Annotated in this window: 13 protein-coding genes and 1 tRNA gene; 10 read left to right on the forward strand and 4 right to left on the reverse strand. The window is 71.3% G+C overall.

Annotated features, from left to right (window positions below):
• The first annotated feature begins 61 nt into the window (after window positions 1–61).
• The 3 genes from ACIPEP_RS14525 to ACIPEP_RS14535 all read left to right on the forward strand — a co-directional run bounded on the left by ACIPEP_RS14525 (window position 62) and on the right by ACIPEP_RS14535 (window position 2824).
• A complete protein-coding gene (locus ACIPEP_RS14525; protein ID WP_402717648.1) occupies window positions 62–2167 on the forward strand; it encodes an ArnT family glycosyltransferase in 2106 nt (701 codons plus the stop codon).
• A gap of 9 nt (window positions 2168–2176) precedes the next feature.
• On the forward strand, window positions 2177–2737 hold the full coding sequence (locus ACIPEP_RS14530; protein WP_402717649.1) for an AAA family ATPase: 561 nt from the start codon (window positions 2177–2179) through the stop codon (window positions 2735–2737).
• A gap of 14 nt (window positions 2738–2751) precedes the next feature.
• Window positions 2752–2824 (forward strand) — tRNA-Arg (locus ACIPEP_RS14535).
• Between the two features lie 58 nt (window positions 2825–2882).
• Here ACIPEP_RS14535 and ACIPEP_RS14540 read toward each other — a convergent pair.
• Both ACIPEP_RS14540 and ACIPEP_RS14545 read right to left on the reverse strand, forming a co-directional pair.
• On the reverse strand, window positions 2883–4214 hold the full coding sequence (locus ACIPEP_RS14540) for a hypothetical protein (protein WP_402717650.1): 1332 nt from the start codon (window positions 4212–4214) through the stop codon (window positions 2883–2885).
• Between the two features lie 112 nt (window positions 4215–4326).
• Window positions 4327–4593: a hypothetical protein gene (locus tag ACIPEP_RS14545; RefSeq protein ID WP_070416608.1), complete on the reverse strand. Its 267-nt coding sequence runs from the start codon at window positions 4591–4593 to the stop codon at window positions 4327–4329.
• Window positions 4594–4757: 164 nt separating this feature from the next.
• On the opposite strand from ACIPEP_RS14545, the gene msrA reads away from it, so the two are divergent.
• The 3 genes from msrA (at window position 4758) to ACIPEP_RS14560 (ending at window position 6282) form a co-directional block, all read left to right on the forward strand.
• Window positions 4758–5285: a peptide-methionine (S)-S-oxide reductase MsrA gene (msrA, locus tag ACIPEP_RS14550; protein ID WP_070416607.1), complete on the forward strand. Its 528-nt coding sequence runs from the start codon at window positions 4758–4760 to the stop codon at window positions 5283–5285.
• 38 nt (window positions 5286–5323) lie between these two features.
• Complete coding sequence (locus ACIPEP_RS14555) at window positions 5324–5527, forward strand: hypothetical protein (RefSeq protein WP_070416606.1); 204 nt, start codon at window positions 5324–5326, stop codon at window positions 5525–5527.
• 131 nt (window positions 5528–5658) lie between these two features.
• On the forward strand, window positions 5659–6282 hold the full coding sequence (locus ACIPEP_RS14560) for a single-stranded DNA-binding protein (protein ID WP_402717651.1): 624 nt from the start codon (window positions 5659–5661) through the stop codon (window positions 6280–6282).
• Between the two features lie 28 nt (window positions 6283–6310).
• On the opposite strand, the gene ACIPEP_RS14565 is transcribed toward ACIPEP_RS14560, so the two are convergent.
• Window positions 6311–7033, reverse strand: coding sequence for a hypothetical protein (locus ACIPEP_RS14565; protein ID WP_070416604.1), 723 nt, complete (start codon window positions 7031–7033; stop codon window positions 6311–6313).
• 157 nt (window positions 7034–7190) lie between these two features.
• On the opposite strand from ACIPEP_RS14565, the gene ettA reads away from it, so the two are divergent.
• On the forward strand, window positions 7191–8876 hold the full coding sequence (gene ettA / locus ACIPEP_RS14570) for an energy-dependent translational throttle protein EttA (RefSeq protein WP_071295909.1): 1686 nt from the start codon (window positions 7191–7193) through the stop codon (window positions 8874–8876).
• A 29-nt stretch (window positions 8877–8905) separates the two neighbouring features.
• Window positions 8906–9361, forward strand: a complete 456-nt coding sequence (locus tag ACIPEP_RS14575) for a thioesterase family protein (protein ID WP_070416602.1) — start codon at window positions 8906–8908, stop codon at window positions 9359–9361.
• A gap of 26 nt (window positions 9362–9387) precedes the next feature.
• Here the strand turns inward: ACIPEP_RS14575 and ACIPEP_RS14580 are convergent, their stop codons facing one another.
• Entirely contained in the window at window positions 9388–10245 is an 858-nt protein-coding gene (locus ACIPEP_RS14580; RefSeq protein WP_402717652.1) for an acyl-CoA thioesterase, read from the reverse strand.
• Window positions 10246–10303: 58 nt separating this feature from the next.
• Here ACIPEP_RS14580 and ACIPEP_RS14585 point away from each other — a divergent pair, with 58 nt between their 5' ends.
• Window positions 10304–11005, forward strand: a complete 702-nt coding sequence (locus ACIPEP_RS14585; protein ID WP_071301729.1) for a hypothetical protein — start codon at window positions 10304–10306, stop codon at window positions 11003–11005.
• A gap of 38 nt (window positions 11006–11043) precedes the next feature.
• Window positions 11044–11886 carry an NAD(P)H-binding protein gene (locus ACIPEP_RS14590; protein WP_402717653.1) on the forward strand — a complete coding sequence of 281 codons (843 nt, stop codon included), beginning with the start codon at window positions 11044–11046 and terminating at the stop codon, window positions 11884–11886.
• Window positions 11887–12023 lie beyond the last annotated feature (137 nt).

Raw genomic sequence — 12023 nt, forward strand, 5'->3', positions numbered from 1 at the left:
TCCCGGCGCTTCCACAGCGCTGCCAACGGATGCCGAAAGCCGACCCGGTGACGCTGGGACCATGCGCACCAGCTCCCGCACACCCGCCGTCCAGCGAGCACGGTGGGAACGTCCTGCCTTCTTCGGCCTGCTGGTCGCGACGGCCGTCCTGTACCTGGTGAACCTCGGGGTGAACGGGTACGCGAACGCGTTCTACTCGGCAGCGGTCCAGGCGGGGAGCCAGAGCTGGGAGGCGTTCTTCTACGGCTCCTCGGACGCGGGCAACTCGATCACGGTCGACAAGCCGCCGGCGTTCCTCTGGGTGATGGAGCTGTCCGTACGCCTGTTCGGCCTCACCTCGTGGGCGATCCTCGTGCCGGAGGCCCTCATGGGCGTCGGGACCGTGGCACTGCTGTACGTCATCGTCCGGCGGCGGTTCTCCGCCGGGGCAGCGCTCGTCGCGGGTGCCGCACTCGCGACGACCCCGGTCGCGGCCCTCATGTTCCGCTTCAACAACCCGGACGCACTGCTCACCCTGCTCATGGTGCTGTCGCTCTGGCTCGTCCTGCGCGGTGTCGAGAGCGGGCGTCTGCGGTGGGTGGTCCTGGCCGGCGTGGCCGTCGGGATCGCGTTCCTGACGAAGCAGCTGCAGGGGTTCCTCATCCTGCCCGTGCTCGTCGGCGTGTACCTGTCCTGCTCGTCGCTGCCGTTCGTGAAGCGCGTCGTGCACCTGCTGTGGGCGGCCCTCGCCGTGGTCGTCGCCGGCGGGTGGTGGGTCGCCGTGGTGGAACTCGTGCCGTCGTCGTCCCGCCCGTACATCGGGGGGTCGCAGACGAACTCGTTCCTCGAGCTCACCTTCGGCTACAACGGCCTCGGGCGGGTCACGGGCGACGAGACCGGCAGCGTGACCGGGGGCGGCGGAACTGCCGGAGCCGGCTCCTGGGGCGCCACCGGGCTGCTGCGGCTGTTCGGGTCGGAGTTCGCCGGGCAGATCACCTGGCTCCTGCCCACCGCTCTGGTCCTGCTCGTGGCGGCGCTCGTCGCGATCGGGTTCCGGCAGCGGACGCCGTCTGCTCGCTCCCGCCTCGCCACGGTCATCGCGCTGGGTGGGTCGCTGCTCGTGACCGGGCTGGTGTTCAGCTTCATGGGCGGGATCTTCCACCCGTACTACACGGTCGCGCTCGCGCCGTACATCGCCGGGCTCGTGGGCATCGGCGCCGGGGTGCTGTGGGAGCGGCGCGCGTCGTGGTGGTGGCGTGGGACGGCGGCGTTCGCGGTGGTCGTCACGGTGGTGTGGCAGTGGCACCTGTTGACGGCGGCGTCGGGGTGGCAGCCGTGGATCCGGTGGGTGGTGCTCGTGGTCGGGGTGGTGACGGCGGGGGCGGTGCTGGTGCCGGTGCACGGCGGCCGGCTCGCGAGGTGGTCCCGTCCGGTCGGCAGCGTCGCGGTCGTCGGCGCGGTCGTCACGGCGCTGCTCGGACCGGCGGCGTACTCGATCGACACGGTGACGACCGCTCACACCGGGGCGCTGCCCTCGGCCGGACCGACCGTCGCGGGCGGCGGGTTCGGTGGCGGCGGGTTTGGTGGCGGGGCCCGCGGTGGCGGCGGGTTCGGCGGTGCTGGCGGCGGCACTGGAGGCGCGGGTGGCGTCGGCGGGACCGGTGGACCGGGTGGGGCGGGCGCGGCCGGCGGGACCGGTGGACCGGGTGGGGCGGGCGCGGCCGGCGGGACCGGGACCGGTGGCGGGACCGGGACCGGGACCGGGACGGGGACCGGTGGCGGGACCGGGACGGGGCGTGCGGGTGGCGGCGGGTTCGGCGGAGCCGGTGGGCTGCTCGGCGGGTCTACCGAGGTCTCCTCGACGCTGCGGAAGGCGCTCCTGGAGGACGCCGACGACTACACCTGGGTCGCCGCCACCATCGGTTCGAACAGTGCCGCGACCTACCAGCTGGCCACGGGCGCCTCGGTGATGCCCATCGGCGGCTTCAACGGCTCGGATCCGTCACCCACCCTCGAGGAGTTCCAGGCAGACGTCGCCGCCGGGAAGATCCACTACTTCATCGCCGGTAGCGTCGGGCAGTCGAACGGCGGCAGCGACGCGGCGTCGAAGATCTCCGAGTGGGTCGAGTCGACCTTCACCTCGTCGACGATCGGAGGCGTCACGGTCTACGACCTCACGGCGGGCTAGGGTCGACGAGTGCTCGGCGCCGACGACCCCCTGGACCCGGTGCCCCGTCGCGTCCTCGTCGCCGGCACCACGGGCGTCGGGAAGACCACCACGGCAGGGCGGATCGGCCGGGTCCTCGGGATCCCGCACACCGAGATCGACGCGCTCTACCACGGGCCCGGCTGGGTCCCGCGGGACACCTTCGTCGCCGACGTCGAGCGGTACACGAGCGAACCCGCGTGGGTGACGGAGTGGCAGTACACATCCGTCCGGGCGATGCTGGCGAACCGTGCAGACACGCTCGTGTGGATCGACCTGCCGACGTCCGTGGCGCTGTGGCGGCTGCTGCGTCGGACCCTGCGACGACGGTTCGGCCGTGTCGAGCTGTGGAACGGCAACGTCGAACCGTCGTTGTGGACGTTCTTCACCGATCGCGGCCACATCCTCCGCTGGGGCATCAGCACCCGGAACGTGACGCGTCGTCGGGTGCCCGAGCTCGTCGAGACCGCGCCGCACCTGCGCATCGTCCACCTCCGGTCGCAGCGGGAGGTCGACCGGTTCGTGCAGCACCTCGGCGAGGGTCGCGGATAGAATCGGGGCCGTCCGCCTCCGTAGCTCAGTGGATAGAGCAGGTGGTTTCTACCCACCGTGCCGCGGGTTCGATTCCTGCCGGGGGCACACACGACGAAGGCCGCCGTCCATCGGGACGGCGGCCTTCGTGTCGTTCGGCGACTGCCTACTCGTCGTCGTCGGCAGCGCGGCGACGGAGCTCGCTCGCGCTGATCGGCTGCGTGTAGGGCGCTTCCGAGGTCTCGTTCGCGTCGGCCGGTTCGGCGGGGCCGTCCGCGATGCGGGTCGGGATCGACCGGGTGTGTGCGGTCGTCGTCGAGGCGTCGACACCGCGGGCGTCGGACTCCGTGGTGCGGTTGACGTGCGCGTCCGCCGAGGTCGGCTTGGCGACCGGCGGCGTCGCGCTCGCGTCGGGACCGGTCGTGTCCGCCCCGCGGGGCCCGCTGCTCCGGGGGGCCGTGGTGGGACGGTCGGTGTCGCGAGGGCTGCTCGGCCGGACGTCGTCGACCGCGTCGGCGTTGTCGGTGTCCGCGCCGGACGCGGTCGAGCCGCGGGTGCCGGCGGGCGATGCCGGCGAACCCAGGGGCGCCCGGGTCGGGGTGGCGGCGCCGTCGCCGTACGCGCGGGTCGCGCCCTCGCCGTACGCGCGCGTGGCGTTCGTGTCGGAGATCGGGGTCGTCCGGTTCGTGCTGGAGGTGTCCGAGATCGGCGTCGTCGCGTTCGGGTCGACCGGTGCGGAGCCGCCGCGGGTGACCGAGAAGCCTGCACCAGCAGCACCGGAGGCGGCGCTGGCACCGGGGGCTGCGGCGGGCGTGCTCGACGGGGCGGGCGCGTTCGCCGGGGCGGGCGTGCTCGCCGGAGCGGGCCGGAGGGAGGTCGTCGTCGGCGTCGGGCGCTCGGCGGGGACGGCGGTGGTCGTACCAGCGTCCGTGGGACGCGCGGGGGCGGCCTGGTCGGCGTTCCAGTCCTGCTGCCGCGTGATCAGCTCGGCGTCGGGGTCGGGCGAATCGAACTTCCAGCGCTCGAGGTCGCTCTTGAAGAGCTTGCGCGCCCGGTTCGGTCGTGCCTGCCACTCGAGGATGCGGTCACGGAACTCGGCGAGCGACTGCTCCGCCTGGAAGCTGAAGGTCGAGGAGTTCTTCTTGATGTCCGCGATCTCGTGCTGCGTCCAGTTCGCCGCGAGGGGCGCACCCGCAACGGGGAGCAGACGGAGTCGGATGTCGGCGTCCTCGGCGAGGTGGTCGGCGTACGCGCGCTCGTCGTGCCCGAGGGAACCCCAGGTCGCGGCCTTGCGTGCAGCCGAGACGATGCCCGCGACGGCGGCGTTCCGCGCTTCGCGTTCCTGCATCGCCACGACCCGCTTCGTCGCCCCGCGGCCGATGAGCGCCGCGACGACGCCCGCCACGACGATCGCGACGAACGGGATGAGCGCGCCGGAGATCACGCGCCAGCCGTTGTCGGACGAGATCCAGTCGGTCAGGTCGTTCCACCAGTCCATGCGCGCACCCTACTCACGAAACGGTCAGGCATCGGGGAGGTCGGACGGTGTTCCGCGCATCCGACCGGACATGATTCCAATGTGGAACATCATGTCGTCCGGTGGTGCTGGATCAGCCCCAGCGCAGGCAGTCCACGGCGTCGTCGGCCGACCAGACGTTCGGGAGCTCGACGAAGCGTCGCTCGGTCGACACGTACCGACGGGCGCGGTAGGCGGTGCCCCCGGCGACGTCGACGCGGTCCACGTACCCGACGATCTCGCCGTTCGCCCGGGTCACGCGGCTGAGGTCGTCGCGGACGTCGAGGATCCGGAGGTCGCCGCGCGAGCGGGCCACGGGCGCGGTACGGATCCGGAAGACCGGTTCGTTCGTCGTCTGCATCGTGGTGCCTCCTGCTCGTCGGTGTGTCTTCGACGGTACGGCCCACCACCGACACGCCGAGTGCGCTCGGACGATCCGGGGAGCGTTGCCGGGGACGTGCGCGTTGTGGAGGAGGCGTGCCCCGGTCGCGGCTCGCTCCGAGCGGGGAGCGGTAGGTTGCGGCCATGACGACCTTCGTGCTCGCAGGTGGATGTTTCTGGTGTCTCGACGCCGTGTACCGCACGCTCCAGGGCGTGCAGGACGTGGTGTCCGGCTACGTCGGCGGCGAGGTCGAGAACCCCTCGTACGAGTCGGTGTGCACGGGGACGACCGGTCACGCCGAGGCCGTGGCGGTCACCTTCGACGAGACGGTCATCCCGGCCGACGTCATCCTCGACGTGTTCTTCACGCTGCACGACCCGCGGCAGCTGAACCGGCAGGGCGCCGACGTCGGCACGCAGTACCGCTCGGCGATGTTCCCGGCCGACGACGACCAGAAGGCCCTGTTCGAGCGGGCGATCGCGCGCGCCTCGGACATCTGGGACGGCGGCATCGTGACGACGATCGAACCGCTCGGTACCTTCTACCGTGCGGAGGAGTACCACCAGGACTTCTTCGCGAAGAACCCCGGTCAGGGCTACTGCCTCGCGGTGGCACTGCCCAAGGTGAACAAGGTCCGCAAGGCCTACAGTCAGTACATCCTGGCGTCCTGAGACTCCGGACGTCGGGGCCACGAGGAGGTGGTCGAACGATGACGAACAACACCGGGACCTGGGTCGCGGTCGGACCAGCGGGAGCGGTCGGCAGCATCCACCGAGCAGACGGCGGGTTCCGCGTCGAGCTCTACGGTCGGAGCGCGGGCGGTGGGACGTACCCGTCGCTCGAGTCGGCGAAGGGTGCTGTGCACGCAGCGCTCGGCCCGTTGGCGGACCGACCCGAGTTCCGCGCGCACTGAACGCGCGGTGCCCACGTCTCGACCAGGAGGCGCGGGGGACTCGTCCTCCACAACGCACCTGATCGAGTCATCCAGTCACAGATCGAGCCCCGGGTCGCTTGCGCGACCCGGGGCTCGATGACGATCGACGCATGAACGACACCATCACCGTCTGCGGGATCATCGCCACCGAGCCACGTCACCTCGTGACCGACACCGGCATCGCCATCACGAGCATGCGCCTCGCCTCACCGTCCCGACGCTGGGACCGAGCGACCTCGACCTGGACCAACGGCGCCACGAACTGGTACACCGTCACGGCCTTCCGATCGCTCGCGGCCAACGTGCACCGTTCCCTGAAGAAGGGCGACCGCATCGTCGTCACCGGGCGCATCCGCATCCGGACGTGGGAGCGGGACGGTCGCGGCGGCACCTCCGTCGAGATCGACGCCGAGGCACTCGGGCACGACCTCGCCTGGGGCATCAGCAACTGGGTGCGCGTCCCGCGGCACACGGGTGAGTCGACCGCGCCTCCGGGGAGCACCTCGGGCGTCCTGCCGAACGTCGACCCGGTCACCGGCGAGGTCGGCGCGGTGGGCACGGACCGCACCCCCGTGCCGGGTGTCGACCCCGACCCGACGGAGCCGGACGTCCGCGAGGAACTGCCCGACGGCGCCGAGGCCGCTCGACACGCCGCGGCGGCGATCGGTCACGAGTTCGACGTCGTCGTGGGCGTCGACCCGGTGGTGGACGGGGACGAGCGTGCCGCGGCCTGAGCCGGTCCCCGTCCCCGCTCCCGGGCGCCTACCGCCAGTTCTGGGCGATCATCGCGATGCCCGCGACCTCGGTGGTGTCCCAGTTGCCGCCGCGGGGGAGCCCCGAGACCCGTCCGTCGATCGAGAAGCTCGCACCCTGGACCTTCGGGCTGTTCGTCTGCTTCGCCTTGAGCCCGTGGAACGAGAAGCTCGTGTTCCACGTGCCGGCGAGCCCCGTCCGACCGGACGAGTCGCCGACCTTGATCGAGATGTCGTTCACCTGCGAGTGCACGACGTCACCGTTGAGTCGGGCGTTCGCCTCGGCGTTGAAGAAGAGCCGACCGTCGAGGTTCAGGGCGATCGTGCCGACCGTGCGGTTGTTGAGGATGACCGACGCGACGTCGTTCTTGTACCAGCGCAGCCCGACCGACGTCTTGCTGTGCGAGGCGCCGCCCATGTAGCCGTACGTGAACTTGCCGTTCTGCACCCGCTCCCAGATGAACCGGGGCTGCCCCTTGCTCACGGACGAGGCGGTGTCGGACTGGATCCCCACGGCGAACGCGTTGTTGTGGGCGTCGTGGACGTTGATGTACGACGAGTACCCGGTGCCCGAGCCGCTCTCGATGAGGTGCGCGGTGTACTGGACGTAGGGGTTGCCGCGCGGGACGGGCGACGCTGCCGAGGCAGCCGTCGCGGGGGCGAGCAGCGCGACGGTGAGCGCGGTGGCTCCCGCGAGGGGGAGCGCGAGACGGCGCAGACGCTTGGTGAACATGTCCTGATCCTCTCCGGTGGTCGATCGACCGTGCTCCCGGTGCGGAGCGGGGAAACGGTACGTCGAAGTCGGCGAGCGCAACAGCCCCCGTGCGTGATCCGGCGAACCGGCGAGCGGGCAGACGGACGCCGCGCACTGTCAGTACACTTGGCGCGATATGGCTGAGTACATCTACCAGATGGTCCGCGCCCGCAAGGCGGTCGGCGACAAGCTGATCCTCGACGACGTCACGATGTCGTTCCTCCCCGGCGCCAAGATCGGCGTCGTCGGGCCGAACGGTGCGGGCAAGTCGACGATCCTGAAGATCATGGCGGGTCTCGACCAGCCGTCCAACGGCGAGGCGAAGCTCACCCCGGGCTTCACCGTCGGCATCCTCATGCAGGAGCCCGAGCTCGACGAGTCGAAGACGGTGCTCGAGAACGTGCAGGAAGGCGTCGGCGAGATCCACGCGAAGATCACGCGCTTCAACGAGATCTCCGCGCAGATGGCCGAGCCGGACGCCGACTTCGACGCGCTCCTCGCCGAGATGGGCACCCTGCAGGAGGACATCGACGCGGCGGACGCGTGGGACCTCGACTCGCAGCTCGAGCAGGCCATGGCCGCGCTCCAGTGCCCCCCGGGGGACGAGCTCGTCACGCACCTGTCCGGTGGTGAGAAGCGTCGTGTGGCGCTCTGCAAGCTGCTGCTCCAGAAGCCGGACCTGCTCCTCCTCGACGAGCCCACCAACCACCTCGACGCCGAGTCCGTCCTCTGGCTCGAGCAGCACCTGCAGCAGTACCACGGTGCCGTCCTGGCCGTGACCCACGACCGGTACTTCCTCGACCACGTCGCGCAGTGGATCGCCGAGGTCGACCGCGGTCGTCTCTACCCGTACGAGGGCAACTACTCGACCTACCTCGAGAAGAAGCGCGCCCGGCTCGAGGTCCAGGGCAAGAAGGACGCCAAGCTCGCGAAGCGCCTCTCCTCGGAGCTCGACTGGGTCCGCAGCAACACGAAGGGCCGCCAGGCGAAGTCCAAGGCCCGTCTCGCCCGCTACGAGGAGATGGTCACCGAGGCCGAGCGCACGCGCAAGCTCGACTTCGAGGAGATCGTCATCCCCGTCGGTCCGCGCCTGGGCTCGCAGGTCATCGACGCCGAGAAGCTGCACAAGCAGTTCGGCGAGCGCATCATCATCGACGACCTGTCCTTCACGCTGCCCCGCAACGGCATCGTCGGCGTGATCGGCCCGAACGGCGTCGGCAAGACCACGCTGTTCAAGACGATCGTCGGCCTCGAGCCGCTCGACGGCGGCACGCTGAAGATCGGCGACACGGTCGACATCTCGTACGTCGACCAGAGCCGTGGTGGCATCGACCCGAACAAGAACCTGTGGGAGGTCGTGTCCGACGGACTCGACTACATCCAGGTCGGCAAGACCGAGATCCCGTCGCGTGCGTACGTGTCGCAGTTCGGGTTCAAGGGTCCGGACCAGCAGAAGAAGGCCGGGGTGCTCTCCGGTGGTGAGCGCAACCGTCTGAACCTGGCGCTGACGCTCAAGCAGGGCGGCAACCTGCTGCTCCTCGACGAGCCGACGAACGACCTCGACGTCGAGACCCTCGGCAGCCTCGAGAACGCGCTGCTCGAGTACCCGGGTTGTGCCGTGGTCATCACGCACGACCGGTGGTTCCTCGACCGCATCGCGACGCACATCCTCGCGTGGGAAGGCCTGAACGAGGACGGCACGCCGAACTGGTACTGGTTCGAGGGCAACTTTGAGGCGTACGAGGAGAACAAGATCGAGCGGCTCGGCGCCGACGCGGCCAAGCCGGGTCGGGCGACCTACCGCAAGCTCACCCGCGACTGACCGTGGCGCGGTTGCACGCTCCGGTCCGCATGCGGTGGAGCGACATCGACGCCTACGGTCACGTCAACAACTCCGCGATGCTGCGTCTCCTGGAAGAGGCGCGCATCGTGGGGTTCTGGGGACCCGACCCGGAAGAGCGCGCTCCGGACGGGTCGGTCCCGGAGCCGATCATCGACGGGCGGCCGGGTTCCGGCACCATGACCGTGATCGCGGCGCAGCGCCTCGAGTACCTCGCGTCGATCCCGTACCTGCGGCAGCCGCTCGACATCCAGATGTGGATCGGGCGGCTCGGCGGCGCGAGCATCGACGTCTCGTACGAGGTCTGGTCGCCGGTCGGGCACGAGCCCGCGGTGCTGTACACCCGGGCGACGACCGCGCTCGTGATGGTCGACGCCGTCAGCAACCGTCCGCGTCGGCTGACCGAGGCCGAGCGGGACGCGTGCGCCGCCTACGTCGAAGCCCCGGTGGAGTTCTCCCGCCCGTAGGACGGACTGCAGCACCGTCGGCCGGGTCAGCGCGGGACGCGCATCATCCCCTCCTGCGCGACCGATGCCAGCAGCCGTCCGTCCGGCGAGAACATCCGCCCGAACGCGAGTCCCCGACCGCCCTGCGCGCTCGGGGACTCCTGCGTGTAGAGCACCCACTCGTCGGCCCGGCCGTCACGGTGCCACCACATCGCGTGGTCGAGGCTCGCGCTCTTCACACCGGGGGTGCCCCAGGCCACCCCGTGACGCCGCATGATCGGCTCGAGGATGGACAGGTCGCTCGCGTACGCGAGGACGGCACGGTGCAGCGCCGGGTCGGCGGGGAGGTCGCCGTCGACCCGGAACCACACCGCCTGGTGGGCGATGTGGTCGCCCTGGACGTCGACGAACACCGGGCCCTCGACGTGCCGCAGGTCGATGGAGCGTTCGGCCCACGCCCGAGCGACCGGGTGGTCGATGGCCGACAGGATCGACGCGGCCGACGGCAGGGACTCCGGTTCGGGCACGTCGACGGGGAACGGGTCCTGGTGCTCGACGCCGACGTCCGGGCGCTGGAACGAGGCGATCATCGAGAAGATCGGCACACCGCGCTGGTAGGCCTGCACCCGCCGCGCGGCGAACGATCGCCCGTCGTGGATGCGTTCCACACCGAAGGTGATCGGGACGTCGATGTCGCCGGGGCGGAGGAAGTAGCCGTGCATCGAGTGGATGTCGCGGTCCTCGATGGTGGCCTGCGCGGCGACGATGCACTGCGCGAGCACCTGCCCGCCGAACACCCGGCCGCCGGGGGACCAGTGGCTCGCGCCGGTGAGGATGGTCTCGCCGGTGCTCGCGCCGGTGTCCTCGAGTCTGAGGGTCCGCAGGAAGTCCGGTTCGCCGTTCACACCGAGCAGTCTACGAACGCCCCGGCGCCGAGCCGTGCCCGGTAGGCTGCTGGGTGACATGGGCACCTCGTTCACGCTTCCCGACGCAGCCTCCCTCGGGGACCTGCGCACCTACCTCGGACGGGCCGCCCGCATCGAGGACGGCTCCGTCCGACTCATCGCGGACTCCGGCGTCCTCGCGGTCTACACCGCGATCCTCTACCCGCTCGGGCTGCTCGACGAACTGCCGACGGTCCTCGGCCTGCGCACGTTCTCGCTCGCGCAGCCGGCGACCGTCGACGCGGTCGTCCCGCTGGCCTCGCTGCAGGAACGTCTGCGGCTGCTCGCCGAGGCGCACGACGCCGAGCACGCCGACGGCGCCGACCCCACCCGGGCGACCCCGATCGAGGTGGAACTCCCGCTCGAGGTCCACACCGTCACCTGGGCAGCGATCTCCCCGCCCCGCGGTGGCTGGGTCCCGCTGCCCGACGTCTCGCCGGAGCTCCTCCGCCGTGCCGCACGCGATGGCATCGCCGAGGTCGCCGACGCCGTCCCGACGAACGCCGGCGAAGCCATCGTCCGCAAGGTCCGTTCCGAGGTCTGGGGCCGTCCGGTCGCGGGCATCGAGCACGTCCCCGCCGGCGCCGGCTTCGCGGGGGAGAGCCTCGGCTTCCTCGGCCACGACCCGGTGCGGCTCTTCGAGACCGGCCCGTGGAGCCGCCTGACCACCTCGCGCGGACACGTGCTCGTCAAGCGTCGCGCCTGGACCCTCAACTCGTAGGCAGCCGGTTCCCGGACCGGGCGTGGTTGGCTGGCTCCATGCACGTCTTCCTCACCGGCGCGTCCGGGTACATCGGTTCCTCGGTCCTCCGCGCACTCGTCGCCCACGAGCACGAGGTCACCGCCCTCGTCCGCACGGACGAGAAGGCACAGGCGGTCCGCGACGCGGGTGGCCGCGCCCTCGTCGGTGACGTCACCGACACCGACGTCGTCCGCCGGCTCGCACACGAGGCGGACGCCGTCGTGCACACGGCTTCGGCCCAGGGCATCGACGCGGACTTCATCGCGACCGTGCTCACGGCGCTCGAGGGCACCCCGAAGCCGTTCGTGCACACCGGCGGGATCTTCACCTTCGGCGACTCGACCGACATCTCCGAGCAGTCGCCGCTGTCGCCGCCGGCACTCACCGCCTGGCGCGTGCCGAACGAGGCGACGGTGCGGGCGAGCAGCGTCCGGACGACGATCATCGCGCCCGGCATCGTGTACGGCCGCGGCACCGGCATCCCCGCGATGTTCGTCGGGGACGGCGAGCACGAGGTCCGACTCGTCGGTGACGGTTCGCAGCGTTGGACGACGGTGCACACCGACGACCTCGGCGAGCTCTACGTCCTCGCCCTGCACCGCGGTGAGCAGGACGGCTACGTCGTCGCGGCCACCGGGGACAACCCGACGGTCCGCGAGATCGCGGAGGCGGGAGCGCACGGCTCGCCGATCGTGGCGGAGAGCGTCGACGCCAGCCGCGAGCGTCTGGGCACCGAGTACGCCGACGCGCTGCTGCTCCACCAGGAGGCCTCTGGTGCCCACGCGCGCAGCGCGTTCTGGTGGAACCCGACCCGGCCCCCGCTCGTCGAGGACCTCGCCGACGGCTCCTACGTCCGCTGACGCGACCGGTGACGGACTGGAGGCGGGGGGGGGGGGGGGGCCCCCCCCCCCCCCCCCCCCCCCCCCCCCCCCCCCCCCCCCCCCACCGGGGGGAGGGGGGGGGGGCCCCCCCCCCGGCGGGCCCCCCCCCCCCCCCC

The organism is Curtobacterium sp. NPDC087082, assembly GCF_044745045.1.
Taxonomy (GTDB): domain Bacteria; phylum Actinomycetota; class Actinomycetes; order Actinomycetales; family Microbacteriaceae; genus Curtobacterium.

Excerpts from the sequence above, each read along its gene's own strand:
- ACIPEP_RS14525 (WP_402717648.1), top strand. The coding sequence starts at position 62 with ATGCGCACCAGCTCCCGCACACCCGCCGTCCAGCGAGCACGGTGGGAA.
- ACIPEP_RS14540 (WP_402717650.1), bottom strand. The coding sequence starts at position 4,214 with ATGGACTGGTGGAACGACCTGACCGACTGGATCTCGTCCGACAACGGC.
- ACIPEP_RS14545 (WP_070416608.1), bottom strand. The coding sequence starts at position 4,593 with ATGCAGACGACGAACGAACCGGTCTTCCGGATCCGTACCGCGCCCGTG.
- msrA (WP_070416607.1), top strand. The coding sequence starts at position 4,758 with ATGACGACCTTCGTGCTCGCAGGTGGATGTTTCTGGTGTCTCGACGCC.
- ACIPEP_RS14555 (WP_070416606.1), top strand. The coding sequence starts at position 5,324 with ATGACGAACAACACCGGGACCTGGGTCGCGGTCGGACCAGCGGGAGCG.
- ACIPEP_RS14560 (WP_402717651.1), top strand. The coding sequence starts at position 5,659 with ATGAACGACACCATCACCGTCTGCGGGATCATCGCCACCGAGCCACGT.
- ACIPEP_RS14565 (WP_070416604.1), bottom strand. The coding sequence starts at position 7,033 with ATGTTCACCAAGCGTCTGCGCCGTCTCGCGCTCCCCCTCGCGGGAGCC.
- ettA (WP_071295909.1), top strand. The coding sequence starts at position 7,191 with ATGGCTGAGTACATCTACCAGATGGTCCGCGCCCGCAAGGCGGTCGGC.
- ACIPEP_RS14575 (WP_070416602.1), top strand. The coding sequence starts at position 8,906 with ATGCGGTGGAGCGACATCGACGCCTACGGTCACGTCAACAACTCCGCG.
- ACIPEP_RS14585 (WP_071301729.1), top strand. The coding sequence starts at position 10,304 with ATGGGCACCTCGTTCACGCTTCCCGACGCAGCCTCCCTCGGGGACCTG.
- ACIPEP_RS14590 (WP_402717653.1), top strand. The coding sequence starts at position 11,044 with ATGCACGTCTTCCTCACCGGCGCGTCCGGGTACATCGGTTCCTCGGTC.